General features: G+C 53.9%; 12 protein-coding genes and 2 pseudogenes. 7 read left to right on the forward strand and 7 right to left on the reverse strand.

The genetic code is table 11. The annotated features are described in order from the left end of the window. The first annotated feature begins 193 nt into the window (after window positions 1–193). Complete coding sequence (locus ACR3FF_RS22035; protein ID WP_458190301.1) at window positions 194–613, forward strand: hypothetical protein; 420 nt, start codon at window positions 194–196, stop codon at window positions 611–613. 836 nt (window positions 614–1449) lie between these two features. After that, on the forward strand, window positions 1450–2829 hold the full coding sequence (locus tag ACR3FF_RS22040; RefSeq protein WP_458190302.1) for a Cdc6/Cdc18 family protein: 1380 nt from the start codon (window positions 1450–1452) through the stop codon (window positions 2827–2829). A 95-nt stretch (window positions 2830–2924) separates the two neighbouring features. Here the strand turns inward: ACR3FF_RS22040 and ACR3FF_RS22045 are convergent, their stop codons facing one another. Further along, window positions 2925–3335, reverse strand: a complete 411-nt coding sequence (locus ACR3FF_RS22045) for a helix-turn-helix domain-containing protein (RefSeq protein ID WP_458190303.1) — start codon at window positions 3333–3335, stop codon at window positions 2925–2927. Between the two features lie 119 nt (window positions 3336–3454). Here ACR3FF_RS22045 and ACR3FF_RS22050 point away from each other — a divergent pair, with 119 nt between their 5' ends. Next, the gene (locus tag ACR3FF_RS22050; RefSeq protein ID WP_458190304.1) at window positions 3455–4033 is read left to right on the forward strand and encodes a DUF8170 family protein; all 579 of its coding nucleotides are present in this window, start codon (window positions 3455–3457) and stop codon (window positions 4031–4033) included. On the opposite strand, the gene ACR3FF_RS22055 is transcribed toward ACR3FF_RS22050, so the two are convergent. The 4 genes and pseudogenes from ACR3FF_RS22055 to ACR3FF_RS22070 all read right to left on the reverse strand — a co-directional run bounded on the left by ACR3FF_RS22055 (window position 4034) and on the right by ACR3FF_RS22070 (window position 6975). Beyond that, window positions 4034–4420 carry a DUF7970 domain-containing protein gene (locus ACR3FF_RS22055; RefSeq protein ID WP_458190305.1) on the reverse strand — a complete coding sequence of 129 codons (387 nt, stop codon included), beginning with the start codon at window positions 4418–4420 and terminating at the stop codon, window positions 4034–4036. Next, window positions 4417–4995: pseudogene (locus ACR3FF_RS22060) on the reverse strand (ParA family protein); the annotation flags it as partial. The gene ACR3FF_RS22055 and the pseudogene ACR3FF_RS22060, both read right to left, overlap by 4 nt. Window positions 4996–5321: 326 nt before the next feature. Continuing rightward, on the reverse strand, window positions 5322–6575 hold the full coding sequence (locus tag ACR3FF_RS22065) for an MFS transporter (RefSeq protein WP_458190306.1): 1254 nt from the start codon (window positions 6573–6575) through the stop codon (window positions 5322–5324). A gap of 202 nt (window positions 6576–6777) precedes the next feature. Then, on the reverse strand, window positions 6778–6975 hold the full coding sequence (locus ACR3FF_RS22070; RefSeq protein ID WP_458190307.1) for a heavy-metal-associated domain-containing protein: 198 nt from the start codon (window positions 6973–6975) through the stop codon (window positions 6778–6780). 131 nt (window positions 6976–7106) lie between these two features. Here ACR3FF_RS22070 and ACR3FF_RS22075 point away from each other — a divergent pair, with 131 nt between their 5' ends. From ACR3FF_RS22075 to ACR3FF_RS22085, 3 genes and pseudogenes are all read left to right on the forward strand, one after another. Continuing rightward, window positions 7107–7697: a winged helix-turn-helix transcriptional regulator gene (locus ACR3FF_RS22075; RefSeq protein ID WP_458190308.1), complete on the forward strand. Its 591-nt coding sequence runs from the start codon at window positions 7107–7109 to the stop codon at window positions 7695–7697. Window positions 7698–7816: 119 nt separating this feature from the next. Then, a pseudogene (locus tag ACR3FF_RS22080) lies at window positions 7817–10410 on the forward strand (heavy metal translocating P-type ATPase). A gap of 77 nt (window positions 10411–10487) precedes the next feature. Continuing rightward, on the forward strand, window positions 10488–10871 hold the full coding sequence (locus ACR3FF_RS22085) for a CopG family ribbon-helix-helix protein (protein ID WP_458190309.1): 384 nt from the start codon (window positions 10488–10490) through the stop codon (window positions 10869–10871). Between the two features lies 1 nt (window position 10872). On the opposite strand, the gene ACR3FF_RS22090 is transcribed toward ACR3FF_RS22085, so the two are convergent. Continuing rightward, window positions 10873–12369: a carboxypeptidase M32 gene (locus tag ACR3FF_RS22090; RefSeq protein WP_458190310.1), complete on the reverse strand. Its 1497-nt coding sequence runs from the start codon at window positions 12367–12369 to the stop codon at window positions 10873–10875. Further along, window positions 12366–12875, reverse strand: coding sequence for a cupin domain-containing protein (locus ACR3FF_RS22095; RefSeq protein WP_458190311.1), 510 nt, complete (start codon window positions 12873–12875; stop codon window positions 12366–12368). The genes ACR3FF_RS22090 and ACR3FF_RS22095 overlap by 4 nt, the downstream gene beginning before the upstream one ends. Before the next feature lie 119 nt (window positions 12876–12994). Between ACR3FF_RS22095 and ACR3FF_RS22100 the strand changes: the two genes are divergently transcribed. After that, window positions 12995–13729, forward strand: a 735-nt coding sequence (locus ACR3FF_RS22100) for a PA domain-containing protein (protein WP_458190312.1), incomplete at its 3' end; no start/stop codon positions are given.

Here is a 13729-nt window from a genome sequence, read left to right on the forward strand (position 1 = left end):
GAGCGAAGTCAGCAGCGATGTAATTGCATCCGGGGAGAGTCTCATACAACCTCCCCTTCGCTCTACGAGTTCAGGTAGCCGTCGGCTTGCGATTTAGCCTCTTAACCGAATACGAATGACCACCGCCCTACTGCATCGAGAACTGGACTGACGACGCGAACACCCTTAGGTTAGTATCCCATACTAACCACCAATGCCCAACAAAATCAAACGGTCCGGCGATGGCTTTGCTCTCCAGGTCACAAAGCCTGCCCGAGCCGCTAGGCTCGTTGAAGAGACCGACGACGAACCCACTCGTCTCGCAGACATCCGCGTATTCGCATTTGACGGTCTCCTCCTCGTCATCGACCTCGACCGCATCACTGATGAGAATATCGTCAAACTCGCAACGTCAGCTGCTTTAGACACCGTCTCGATCCATCGTGTTGCAAACGCCTCACTGCAAATCGCAGGCAATGGCTATCAAGTGCAACTCCCCGGTGCTGCAGATGCAGGATTTCACGTTGGTGACCGAACGCCCTGTACACCAGTGCCGAATATGCTCGTAATTGCAGCAGAGGGATCCGAACGAGTGGCAGCAGATATAGCGACGATTCGGCGAGAGCAGGTGTGAAAGAGGTTGCGTCGTAGGTTAGTATGGCATACTAACGAATGGACAGATGCAGCCAGTCAATCAGATTAGCAACAATAGTCAAACTCGAGAAAACACCCCCACACCGGATTTCAAATGAATCCAGACACGATTCAGGCAGGGACACAGCAAGGGAAAGAAAGAGAGGATTATCAGAGCACCTGTTAAACGGGCGCTAGAAGCGTTATCTCGGGGTAATCATTTGAAACCCGGTGTTGTTCATTGGAACACGATGGAGAAGAGGAGTACTTATGATCAAAACGGCGGTTCAGATTCCATTATATAAATGGGGTACTCGTTGGAATCGGTCTCTTTTTAGATCGGCTCTACCTCTAAAAATCGAGTTTCTTACACACACTCTACTACTACTATCTTACTGCTATAGTAATATATATAATAACGCGTTTAGAGATGCTGTTCTCCAAATGAACTCAATTCTCGGAAATTCGTCGAGAACAACCGTTTCATTACGTGAATCCTCCCTTCAAATCCTCACGTTTTCTCTGTCCTCTTTGGAACCGCCCTTTCTCTTGGAATGGATTTCATTTGAAATCTGGTGTGGGGGTGTCGAGTATTCCCTGTCTTGCTACACCCCCGAGAATTCATTTGAAATGTGGTGTGGCCAAGGGGTGGCCGACATCTCTCATCCCGTCTCTTTTATAATGAATTCATTTGAAATCCGGTGTCATCCGACCGTCTGACTATTTCTTTATCCAATGTCTGAGACGGCTAATCACAGAGGCCTGCTCTCGACACGAATCAACGAAACTGACGTGACTGGCGAAAGAACTAAGGTGAATTCATTTGAAATCCGGTGTATGGATTCAGGCACAGCACAGGTGAAAACACTCGGCGATTATGCTGCCGAGCATGGGGCTGTTGCCCATTCTCGCTCTAAGGCTCGCGACGATCCTCTTTCCGTACTTGACGAGGACGATCCCATTTTCGCCAACGAAGATTTGCTTCGTATCGACCACATTCCCGAGCATGACAAAATCGTCGGTCGAAACGACCAGATTGAAACCGTCGCTCGGCGACTCAAACCAACGATCACTGGAGGGTCTGGAAAGGGGACACTCCTTCTCGGCAAATCAGGTTCCGGAAAGACGCTTGTTACTCGGTACGTGAGTCGTGAAGTCGAAGAACGTGGTGCAGAGAATGATGTCCGAATCGGCCGTGCGATCATCGATTGTGCACAACGCCGCTCAGAAGTTCAAACCGTCATCCATCTCTCGAAAAGTCTGAATGACCCGCAGAAAACGGGGATTACGATTCCTCATTCTGGAATCGCGACGGGAGCGTACTACGACCGCTTATGGATGGTCATCGACAAACTCTACGACGCGATTATTGTCGTTCTCGACGAGATTGATCGACTTGCACCGCCCGATGACGCCCGGAATATCCCGCCAGAGGAAGCCGACGATAGTAAACTTCTCATGCAACTCTCTCGAGCTGGTGAGGAGAATGACGTTGATGCTAGCATCACTGTCGTGGGTATCAGCAACGATCTCAAATACGGTGATCGATTGGACACCCGTGTCGAGAGTTCCTTTGCTCCAGATGAGATCGTCTTCCCAGCCTATGATGCAAATCAACTGGGCGATATTCTAGACCGGCGTCGCGACGCCTATCACGAAGGCGTCCTTTCGGAGGACGTGATTCCGTTGTGCTCTGCATTTTCTGCACAGGAACACGGGGATGCACGACGTGCACTCGATCTCTTTCGACTTGCTGGCGAAGTCGCTCGTGATGCCGATGTCGATCAGGTTCGTGAAGAACACGTCCGAGCTGCGAACAACGATGCTGAGGTCACACGCGTCCAAGATTTGATCCGGGGCTGTCCAACGCAAGCAAAGATCGCAATTGCCGCACTCGCCGCCATGGACGAATTCACAAATCAATCCCATTTCAAGGCGACCGAAATGTACCGTGTCTACCGTAAATTTGCTGAATCAATCGGCACGAATGTCCTTGGCCAGAAGCGCATCACGGATCAACTTCGAGAATATGAAACGCTGAAAATCATCGATATGAACCGGACGAGTGATGGATACCGTGAAGGAACGTATCTAGAACTTTCCCTATTAGATGAAGCAAGTCTTCTACTTCAGTCGATCGGACTTGATGATCAGTGTTCTCGAATCCCGATTGACACTCAAATGCGCCAGCAGATTGTTAGCCTGGTGGGACGCTGACTTTTTCTCCAGGATGGCTGCTTTCAGGTACTTTTCAGCCCACAATTTTTGGCAGCAATTCGTCGCTACAGCTTCGAAAATTCACTAGAAGTAGGTCAGTGCTCAGGGCGAGGTGCAGCCTGATACCGTTCGATCGCGTCAGATTTCTCTACACGAGCATAGATTGTCTGCAACGTTTCTTCGGCACGCAGTAACCCGTGTTCGTCGAGAAACGCTCGTCCCTCGTCACTGAGTCCGTAGAACTTGTATGGGAGATCATTCTGCCGTTGCTCGTCAGGGAGAAACATCTCTTCGACGATTCCCACATCAACGAGTTGCTGGAGGTGCTGACGGATCGTCGTCTGGCTCTTGCTCGGATTTACGTAGTCCAGTTCTTTCAGCGTTGGAAGCTGTGATGGGTGTCCGAGTATGTCTTGAATGAGTGAAAACCGCGTTTCCTGGGTGACAACGTTCAACCGCTTGCGAACGTTGTCGAGGTCGGATGATTTGTGGCCAGACGTACTCATACTTGTTTCTTCGAGTAGTGCGTGCAAAAGCGTTTCGCCAAAATACGAATCGGTCTAAAACGATGTGGTCACTGATGAAGTCGCTACATTGATGCTCGGCGATTGAGAACACAAAAATAATGAGCACAGACGAACCAACGTTGGAAGATCTTGCCGAGAAAGCTGAGGAACATCTCCACGGCACATCGCTCACCCCGCAGGAATATGAAGATCTCAAACACAGCGTTGCGGAACTCTCACCCATTTTCACAAACGAGTCTGCCTACTTCGTTCTCGGAAGCTATGGTCGACCGGAGATATACCGGCTTCAGCTAGTCAAAGACCGACTTAACCGGCGGGCAGATACCTATGCGTTTCTCATGGTGGATATCCGAAGCGAATGGGTCAACACCTACGTCAAATTCCGACTTCTTGCGGATTACACTGATTATCTCGTGGGTGTGACCGAGCACGACCGTGGCGGTTTTCTCGTTGAGCAGGGATACTTCACTGCTCTGGAGACTTACTTTATAAAGACACACGTTTTCAAGCGTGAATATTCCAATCTAGATTCTGAGGAAGTCGATACGAACGTCGATCTCGAGAAGCCATATAGTGGAATGCAGACTGCGATCTTTGACATGCTAAACGATGCAGGCCGTCTGTGTATCTGGCAGACTGAGGCCGATCTTCTGGAATGTGCTGAAGCACTCCCTTAGCTATTGTTCTTCGTCGACACCGCGTGCGTCAAGGATTAACTGTGCCATCTCTTCGGGATTTCCCGCCGCTAACCGAACCATCGCATCGTGGACCTCACGACTCTCGTGGTTCCGAACGCCTGCATCTCGCAACTCTCGCGTCATCTCTAAATCACGTGCATCCTCAAACTCCTGCCACGATTCTTCGCGTACGTAGATACTCCGTCGCAGATCTGGGGAAAACCCGAATGCAGGCGTCTTTCGTGGATCTTTTGACTCTTCTGCTGTTTGAGATTCGTGCGATTCGCTCGATGTTTGCGATTCGCCAGGATCGGGCGAACTGTCCGAAGTTGGTGTCTTTTCTGCTTCCTCGTTGATTGCGTTTTCAAGATCGTCAAATGTCGTCATTCGTGTACCACCTCCCCGCGCTCGACGATTTGAGCGAGTTCGTCGTAGGCTTCGAGCTGGTCGCAGGTCTCATCGTAGTCTCGAAGAGGGACGCCTTCATCGTGCGCGCGGTCGATCGCTGCCCGATGTCGAATCCCGGGCAAATTCCCGTTTTGCTTCCCTTTGTCGATCGCTTCCCAATCATCGTCGGTCACTCGTGCATAGTTCGGCACGAGCTTCGAAACACCATCCCGACTGTTGATCTCCTTGAGGAGCGAACGGTCGCGCGTGTCCTGGTCGATACGATCTTGTAAGTCTGTGGGTGTGATCGCGAGGATGTTTAATTCGAAGTACTGACGTGCTTCTTGCACAAGCCGTTGAACGGTACTGGACAGTCCGCTTTCGTAGCCGCTCTCTGCACGAAGAGGGATGATGATGTTCCCTGTTGCGTACATGGCATTGTCGTTCAATTTCCCGCGATTCGCTGGACAGTCGACTACAATGTACTCGTACTCGTCACCGAGTAGCGGATTGATGAGATTTTCCTTGAGTCGTGTCGTTCCCATCGTCGCCTCCTTTAGGCCACTCTGCACATCCCCACTCGTCCATCCCCCGGAGTTGCGTCGATGTCGATTCCGCTATGTCGGTGACGGACCCGCCTCGAGCGTGCAGATCGCAGAGGTGAAAATAGAGATGAGCTACAAGATGGTTCTAAACGTGCTGGCGACCGTGTTTTTCTTGTTCCGCTACTAGCTGCGCCGCTCGGAATCAGTCGGCGACGAAAGCGGTCACGACGAACATTCACAGACGGCCGACTGACATATCTACCCACTTCCGGCCTGTTGTGATGTACCGCAAAGCACGGCGTGTCAGCTATCCGTACACCGGTGCTGGAATCCGTTCTCGTTCACTGGAGACGACGCTATGTACTTTGGCCCGTCGAGCTCGAAGCGTTATCTGAGACCGGCACCTCCCACAGCAGGATTGCCCCGGAGCCGATAACGAGGACCACGCCGCCAACAGCCAGCGCGAACAACGGTGATACATAATCGGAGATAGCGCCACTCCCGAGTTGGAACGGAACAACGGCCAAGCCGCTAACCATCGCCATTGCACTCAGCACGGTCGCCCGACCAAGGGTGCCAATCTGGTCGTTGACGTATTGACCGGCGAACGACCGCGTCACATCCGACAGCCCTCGGGCGACCATGAACGTTGGGAACGCCAAGATTGGAACGAAATACATCCCGACCAATGCTGCGCCAACGATGAATGGCAGAACGAGGAACCACGTCCGGACACCAATATGCTCCTTAATTGCACCAGTATAATAGCTGAGTACGGCCCCGAAGAGGCTGTACCCGGCGTAGAACCACCCCAGTAGCGATTCGACCTGTGACTGGGATACACCGAGATCCACGACGACGGTCCGGAAGATTGGCTGAAGGAATACGAAGATGAGGTATGTGACGGCAGCGTACAGGACGTAGTAGTAGAGGATGAACGATCGGAGATTCCGCCGTGAGAGCGCGTCTTTGACGATTCCAACAGTTTGACGCATACTCAACTCGTCAGTATCGGTCTTTTTGTATGTCTCTGGCTCGTCCATCGTGAGCAGTACCACGGCACCGAGTCCAGTGACGGCGGCCGCCACGAACCACGGGTACGAGAGGTCGATACTACCGAGATAGCCCCCAACGATGGCTGCACCAGCACCGACTGCGAGCGCGGCAGATTCGCCACGTCCGCGAACGTGGGCGAATTCGTTTTCGGAAAGATCGTCGGTGAGCGTATCGTAGAGCCACGCATCTTCACTACCCGACCGGAAATTGTATCCCGCGGACCAGAGGACATAGAGAACCGCCAACGTAAGAAACGACCCGGCGAGACCGATGCCGAGGAGCGTCACGGAGATCAAGACGGTTCCGATAAGCAGGCTCATCCGACGCCCGACGCGGTCACCGATATACCCAGTCGGAATCTCTCCGAACAGGGTTGTCAGGTTGTACAGTGCCTCAAGGATGGCGATCTGCGTGAAGTTGAGTCCCTGCGCGAGAAAGAAGAGATACATGATCGGCCGATAGAACTCGACTGCCTTGGTCGATTTGTAGAGATAGTATTTTAGAACACTTCCCCGCGCTGAATCCCACCAGCGACTCTGAGAGAGAACACCCATAGGAAAGGTATCAATCAGATACTTATAATTAGATTCCGTTATTACGTTTCATCGATATCGAAATAATTCGCGGGTACGAAAGCGTGAGCACGCTTAGAAGAGATCGTGGGATAATGTTTATAGCTTTCTTGGAGCTGTACATAACGAACTGCTGTTAGTGAAGTTAGAAACGAATGATAATTAATGCGATGCTAGACGTAATCTACGCTGATGCAGAGTAACCTGCATCTTCTACAGCGGTTACTAAGGAATCTGCATCTGTGTTTCCTTCAATTGTTGCGCTTTCAGTTGAACGATCAACCTCAACGGTAGTTACGCCGTCGACATCAAGAAGTGCCTCTTCAACGGTCTGTTCACAGCCGCCACAACTCATTCCCTCGACGGTAATGGTGGTTGCCATGCTACTCCCTACTCAGGCCTACCTTTAGCCAATTACTCTTTCGATATCGCTACTAAACCAGAGCGTAGATTTAGAATATTAGCCACATTCTCAACTAGGTATTAGTATTCAGCATGTGTACTGGAATGTGAATGCGTGAACTCGACGAGATTGATCTGGAGATTCTCCGGTTGCTGATCGAAGATTCTCGCCGTCCATACAGTAGCATCGCGGACATGGTTGATCTCTCCGCCCCAACTGTATCCGACCGCATTGACCGCCTCGAAGACGAAGGTATTATCCGCCAATTCACTGTCGATGTTGACCGACTAAAACTCGAAGAGGGAATCCCTGTTTTGGTTGATCTCTGTATTGAATCGACAGCACTCGAGTCGGTTTCAGCTGATCTCGAAGCCACGGATGTCGTCGAACACTTGTTCACAACAGCAGACTCCCGTATCGTATTTCAAGCGCACGTCAAAGATGCCGATATTCGGGGATTCCTTGCAAACGTCGTAGATCCAACAGTGATACAGGAATTCGATGTCGATCTACTGTCTAAAGTGACGTGGGCGCCACAGGTGAACGGAACGCGGTTCGCACTCGCCTGTGACGAATGTGGAAACAGCGTCACGAGCGAAGGGGTGACGACGCGGCTCGATGGGTCAGTGTACCACTTCTGTTGCACTTCTTGCCAGGGTAACTTCGAGTTACGCTATGATCGGTTCGACGAAGCGGCATAGCACTGGCCAGTAACCGGTAAAGCTCTCCCTTTCATTCATAGCTTTGACCCGTTTCGTTTCTTTGATTCATAGTAACAATCCACATTAATATGGAGACCATATCTTAGTACGACTGGATTATGGGTTCTACGATACGGATGCAGCTCGATATCGGTGGAATGAGCTGCGCCAATTGTTCACAGGCGGTGACGAAGGCCCTCGACGAGGTTAAGGGTGTTCGAGCCGCGAACGTTAACTTCGCGACCGACGAGGGGCACGTCGAGTACGATCCCGAGCAGACCTCGACACCCGAGATCTATGCCGTCATCAAAGACGCCGGTTACGAACCGCGCAGCCGGACAATCTCCATCGGTGTGACTGGAATGAGCTGTGTGAACTGTTCTAAGAGTATCGAAAAGGCACTCGGGTCGGTTCCCGGTGTAACCGCAGCTACTGCCAATTTCGTGACCGACGAAGCGACCGTCGAATACAACCCGGCGGAGACGAGTACCGCACAGTTGTACGAGACCATCGAGGACGCCGGATACACCCCTGTCAAGGACGATGATAACGGCGTATCGGAACGAGAGCGACGAGATGTAGCACGCAAAGCCGAGATCCGACATCAACTCCACCTCACAGTATTCGGCGCGGCGCTCTCCTTGCCGCTGCTTGGATTCATGGCAATCCGCCTCCTCGTCTCCCCCAACCTTCTTCCGGAGTTCGTTTTCGGCGTTGAGTTTGGATGGGTCGAGTTCCTCCTCACCACTCCCGTCCAGGCCGTTCTCGGATGGGTCTTCTACCGAAACGCGTACAAAGCCATCGTCAAGAACCGAACCGCGAACATGGACGTCCTCATCGCACTCGGACCGTCTACCGCCTATCTCTACAGCGTCGCCGTCCTCCTTGGGTTGATCAGTGGAAGTCTCTACTTCGACACAGCAGCACTCATCCTCGTGTTCATCACGCTGGGCAATTACCTCGAGGCTCGGTCGAAGGGCCGTGCGAGCGAGGCACTCCAAGCGCTCCTCCAGATGGAAGCCGATACCGCGACACTCGTTGAGGACGACGAAGAACGCGACGTGTCTCTCGACGAGGTCACGGTCGGGGATCGACTCAAGGTGCGACCAGGTGAGAAGATCCCAACCGACGGTGTCGTCGTGGAGGGCGAGAGCGCGGTTGACGAGTCGATGATCACAGGTGAATCGGTGCCCGTCGAGAAGACCGGAGGTGACGACGTGGTGGGCTCGACCAACAACGAGAACGGCGTGCTCATCATCGAAGCCACGAAGGTCGGCGACGAAACTGCGCTTCAACAGATCGTCCAGACGGTCAAGGAGGCACAGAGTCGTCAGCCTGAGATTCAGAACGTTGCCGACCGTATCAGTGCGTACTTCGTTCCCGCCGTCATCATCAACGCGTTGTTCCTGGGGCACCGTCTGGTATCTCTTTCCGGACGCACTCGCCGGATTTGTAAACGGTCTTCCCTTCTGGAGTCTCGTGGCGGGCGGACCACAGGTTGCCGGCGGCACCGTCTCGACGTTTGAGTTCGGAGTCATCGTCTTCGCCAGCGCGGTGCTCATCGCCTGCCCGTGCGCCCTCGGCCTCGCCACCCCTGCTGCAACAATGGTCGGCACGGCTATCGGTGCACAGAACGGCGTCCTGTTCAAGGGTGGCGACATCCTTGAGCGCGTCAAGAACACAGACAGCGTCATTTTCGACAAGACCGGCACACTCACGACAGGGGAGATGCGCCTCACCGACGTTGTCGTTCTCGACGAGTCGACGGTCACTGATGGTGGGACGGTCACACAGCAAGAATTGGACGCCGCATCCGCTCGAGACGACGCCTTCGTCCTTCGGATCGCTGCCAGTGCCGAGAGCGGAAGCGAACACCCACTTGCCAACGCCATCGTCGAAGCCGCCGAAGCACGGGATATCAATGTCGACTCACCCGTGTCGTTTGAGAACGTTCCGGGACACGGGATCCGTGCGATCCTCGATGAGGGCGAGGTCTTGATCGGGAACCGCAAGCTCATGCGTGATTCGGGGATCGATCCCGGGCCGGCCGAAGGGACGATGGAGCGCCTCGAAGAGGACGGAAAGACGGCAATGCTCGTTGCACTCGATGACCGACTGATCGGCGTCATCGCGAACGCGGACACGATCAAAGATAGTGCGAAGAAAGCGGTGTCGACACTTCAGGATCGAGGCGTCGAGGTTCTAATGATCACCGGCGACAACGAGCGAACCGCCCATGCAGTCGCCGACGAGGTCGGAATTGGCCCAGAGAACGTTCGCGCGGAGGTTCTCCCGGAGGACAAGTCCGATGCAGTCGACTCGATCCAGTCGGACGGACGGCACGCGATGATGGTCGGTGACGGAATCAACGACCGCACCTGCACTCGCTGCGGCGTACGTCGGCACCGCCATTGGGTCTGGCACAGATGTCACTATCGAGGCCGCTGACGTGACTCTGATGCGCGATGATCCCGTAGACGTCGTGAAGGCCATCCGTATCTCCGACGCGACGATCTCGAAAATCAAACAGAACCTCGTGTGGGCGCTCGGCTACAACACTGCGATGATTCCCCTGGCATCGTTTGGATTACTCCAGCCGATGCTGGCGGCCGGTGCGATGGCCATCTCCAGTGTCTCTGTTCTCACGAACAGTCTCCTCTTCCGGCGCTACGTCCCGGATCACGACTACCAACTGTTCGGGTGGAATCGATAACGATACCTCCACTTCGACTGATAGTACTCAACAACCAGAAACCGGATTTATGATCGAAACCCAATAACCTCCATATAATGCGAACAAGTCTCAACATACCCGACGACATTCTCGATGAGTTTGACGAAACGTGGATGGCCGAAGGACTGGATTCACGATCCCGTGCGGTTCGAGAGGCCATGCAGGAGTACATCGAAGGACACACCTGCCTCGAAGAGGCAGAAGGCGATATCGTCGCTGCCATTATCTTCGATTATGAACATCACAATGTCATTGAGGAAATCCACACGATCCAACACGTCTACCAGGATGTGATCCATACGACGTCACACGTCCATCAGGGTGAGTGGTGTCTCGAGACGGTGTTCTGTACCGGTGACGCTGCGCGTGTTCGCCAACTCGTCTATCAGATCCGTGATTTCGACGCGGTGGGCCGAGTGAAACTCATGTTGCTACAGTGATTCAGAGGTCGTACAGGCGGCTGTACTTGTCATCGAGATAGTCGAGGAAATACGTCGGACTGAGCGGCTCACCGGTTGCCGCTTCGATCAACTCATCGGTCGGATAGCGTTTCCCGTGGCGATGAATGTTCTCTCGAAGCCACGATTTGATCCGCCCAAAACCCGACTCTGAGATCACCCCATCGAGGTCACCCAGCTGGGCTTGGGCTGCCGCGTGAAGCTGCGCTGCGAGGACACTCCCAAGTGAATACGTCGGGAAGTATCCGAACGTCGCGTTGCTCCAGTGAACGTCCTGAAGACACCCATCGGCATCTGTTTCGGGGCGCACACCCAGATACTCCACCATCTTGTCGTTCCACACCTGTGGTACCTCGTCGACGTCCATTTCACCGCGAACGAGCGCGCGCTCAATCTCGAATCTGAGAACGATATGGAGATGATACGTGAGTTCGTCCGCGTCGACGCGAATGAGGTTGTCCTCGTGGACTTGATTCGCTGCTTCGTAGGCCGCATCCACGGATACCGATGAGAGGTGTGGGAACGCTTCGGCCAGACGCGGAAGCGCTCGCTGCCAGAATGCACGGGAGCGGCCGACGTGATTCTCCCAGAACCGGGATTGGGACTCGTGGATGGTCATGTCACGTGCCTCACCAACCGGTGTTCCGTAGTGTTCATCGGGGAGCCCCAGCACATAACAGGCGTGTCCGAATTCATGGATCGTACTTGTGAGTCCATCGAGTAAGTCGTCACCGCTGAAACGCGTTGTTACGCGGGCATCGAACTGTGATCCACGCTGGAACGGATGCGGTGCGGTATCGAGACGGCCACGGTCCCAGTCATATCCGAGGAGGCCCAAAATGTCTCTCGTCATCCGTTCCTGGGTAGATGGCTCGAACTCACCGTAAAATGTGTCCGTGGCGAGTTTGACGTCGCTCTGCTGAATGGCAGCAACGAGTGGTGGAAGACGTTCTTTCAGTGTTTCGAGCGTCTCCATCGCCGCATCGTAGTCGAGATACGGTTCGTATTCCTCAAAGAGGACGCGGTATGGATCACGAGAGGAATCGATGTGCTCTGCGTACGTTCGCTTGAGGTCGACCAGCTCTCCGAGCGTTGGGGCGAACCGTGCGAAGTCAGCTTGTGACTTCGCCTGCTGCCAAGCTTCGAACGCATCACTTCTTGCCTGTCTTGATCGTTCGATGTGTTCCAGTGGGATACGGGCTGCTCGATCGTGCTTGCGGCGAATTTCCCGCACGTTCGCCGCCTCCACCGGTTCGAGGTGTTCTTTGTCGAGTTCGTCGAGGAGCAGGCCCATCTTTTCAGATGTTAAGAGGTCGTGTTCGACCCCGGACAGCGCTGCGAGTTGCCGGGAACGTGCGGTGGTGGCACCAGCAGGCATCATGGTTTGTTGATCCCAGTCGAGGATCCGCGATGCGTGGCTCACGTTTAATAACCTCTCTACGTGCTCTTGGAACGCTTCGTACGGATCTGCTCCCTTCATGCGTGCGGTGCATCGAGTGATGCCGCGAACTCCTTAGCAGGATGGTCGTCGGGCAGATCAGCGAACCAAAGCGGCTCGCCTTCCTTACGTTCTGCTTCGAGCAGAGGGTTCACTTTGTCTTGCAGATACTCGACGAACTCCGTCGGCGATTGGTTCGTTCGCTGGCCCTTGAAAATGAGGATGAACGCGGAGTCGTTGAATGGGACTTCGTATCCAGTCGGGACATCAGGGCCGAACCAGAAGATGTCATCGGCGGTCATGTGTCTGCGCTCACCACGAGCACAGAGTACCCACTCGCCGCGCAGGGTCATGATAATCGATTCCGTCTCGTGTGCATGTTCGGCCGTGTAGAGACCGGCCGGCATCTCGATGAAGTGACTCTGCATGTCCTCGCCTTGGAGGAGCAATCCGATCCGTCCCTCAAGTGTGTCTACCGCCGGTTGGTCGTAGACATTCTCGATGACCTCAACGCCGTCGGTTATGTTTTCGACATCCGGAAGTGGCATGGATTCGTCCATATAGTGATCCCTGATAACGCTTGTCGGAGACGGTAAATAGATTGTTAGTACGGAAATAGGTGTTACGTAATAACAAGAACAAAGCCGAGTGGTTGGTATGATCTCGTATGGCAGACTGGATCGGGAAAACGTTCCGGAGCGATGCGGGGTGGAATCACCTCGAAACACTTGTCGACATCGGAAACCGGATGGCCGGTAGCGACGGCGAACGCAAGGGTGCCAAGCGCACATGCGAGAAACTTTCCGAAGTCGGTGCACGAAATGCCCATCTGGAGTCGTTCGACCTGCAAGGATGGCTTCGTGGCACGAGTTCGCTCGTCCGACAAGGCTCAGGCGAATCGTTCGACTGTATCGCCCTTCCCCGAAGCCCGAGCGAAGCGGTAACCGCGGAGTTCGTCGATCTCGGCTACGGGGTCGAAGAGGACTTCGCGGACGCCGACATCGAGGGGAAGGTCGTCATGATTGCGTCGAACGCCCCGCCTCACTACGACCGGTTCCCCCATCGGACCGAGAAGTACTACCACGCGGTCGAGAACGGTGCCGTCGGATTCGTCTTCCGAAACCACGTTGAGGGATGTCTTCCGCCGACAGGTAGCGTCGGTCGGTCAAATACCCCGATTGGAGACATTCCCGCACTCGGTGTCAGTAAAGAAATTGGGACGCGGTTGGCGCGAGTCGCACAGGGCGAAGACGTTGAACTGTCGGTCGATGCCGAGATCTACAATCGGTACTTCCCATCGAGTCAGTGGATAGTCACGACTGACGGGGTTAGATTCTCAGGAAGCGTCTGGATGGGTGATTATGAGATTTCTCTACCATCCAGACACTGTTCTTACGGCTGC

Source organism: Haladaptatus ordinarius, assembly GCF_054177595.1.

Bases quoted from the DNA above. Each gene is read 5' to 3' on its own strand.
- ACR3FF_RS22035 (WP_458190301.1), top strand. From the start codon at position 194: ATGCCCAACAAAATCAAACGGTCCGGCGATGGCTTTGCTCTCCAGGTC.
- ACR3FF_RS22040 (WP_458190302.1), top strand. From the start codon at position 1,450: ATGGATTCAGGCACAGCACAGGTGAAAACACTCGGCGATTATGCTGCC.
- ACR3FF_RS22045 (WP_458190303.1), bottom strand. From the start codon at position 3,335: ATGAGTACGTCTGGCCACAAATCATCCGACCTCGACAACGTTCGCAAG.
- ACR3FF_RS22050 (WP_458190304.1), top strand. From the start codon at position 3,455: ATGAGCACAGACGAACCAACGTTGGAAGATCTTGCCGAGAAAGCTGAG.
- ACR3FF_RS22055 (WP_458190305.1), bottom strand. From the start codon at position 4,420: ATGACGACATTTGACGATCTTGAAAACGCAATCAACGAGGAAGCAGAA.
- ACR3FF_RS22065 (WP_458190306.1), bottom strand. From the start codon at position 6,575: ATGGGTGTTCTCTCTCAGAGTCGCTGGTGGGATTCAGCGCGGGGAAGT.
- ACR3FF_RS22070 (WP_458190307.1), bottom strand. From the start codon at position 6,975: ATGGCAACCACCATTACCGTCGAGGGAATGAGTTGTGGCGGCTGTGAA.
- ACR3FF_RS22075 (WP_458190308.1), top strand. From the start codon at position 7,107: ATGCGTGAACTCGACGAGATTGATCTGGAGATTCTCCGGTTGCTGATC.
- ACR3FF_RS22085 (WP_458190309.1), top strand. From the start codon at position 10,488: ATGCGAACAAGTCTCAACATACCCGACGACATTCTCGATGAGTTTGAC.
- ACR3FF_RS22090 (WP_458190310.1), bottom strand. From the start codon at position 12,369: ATGAAGGGAGCAGATCCGTACGAAGCGTTCCAAGAGCACGTAGAGAGG.
- ACR3FF_RS22095 (WP_458190311.1), bottom strand. From the start codon at position 12,875: ATGCCACTTCCGGATGTCGAAAACATAACCGACGGCGTTGAGGTCATC.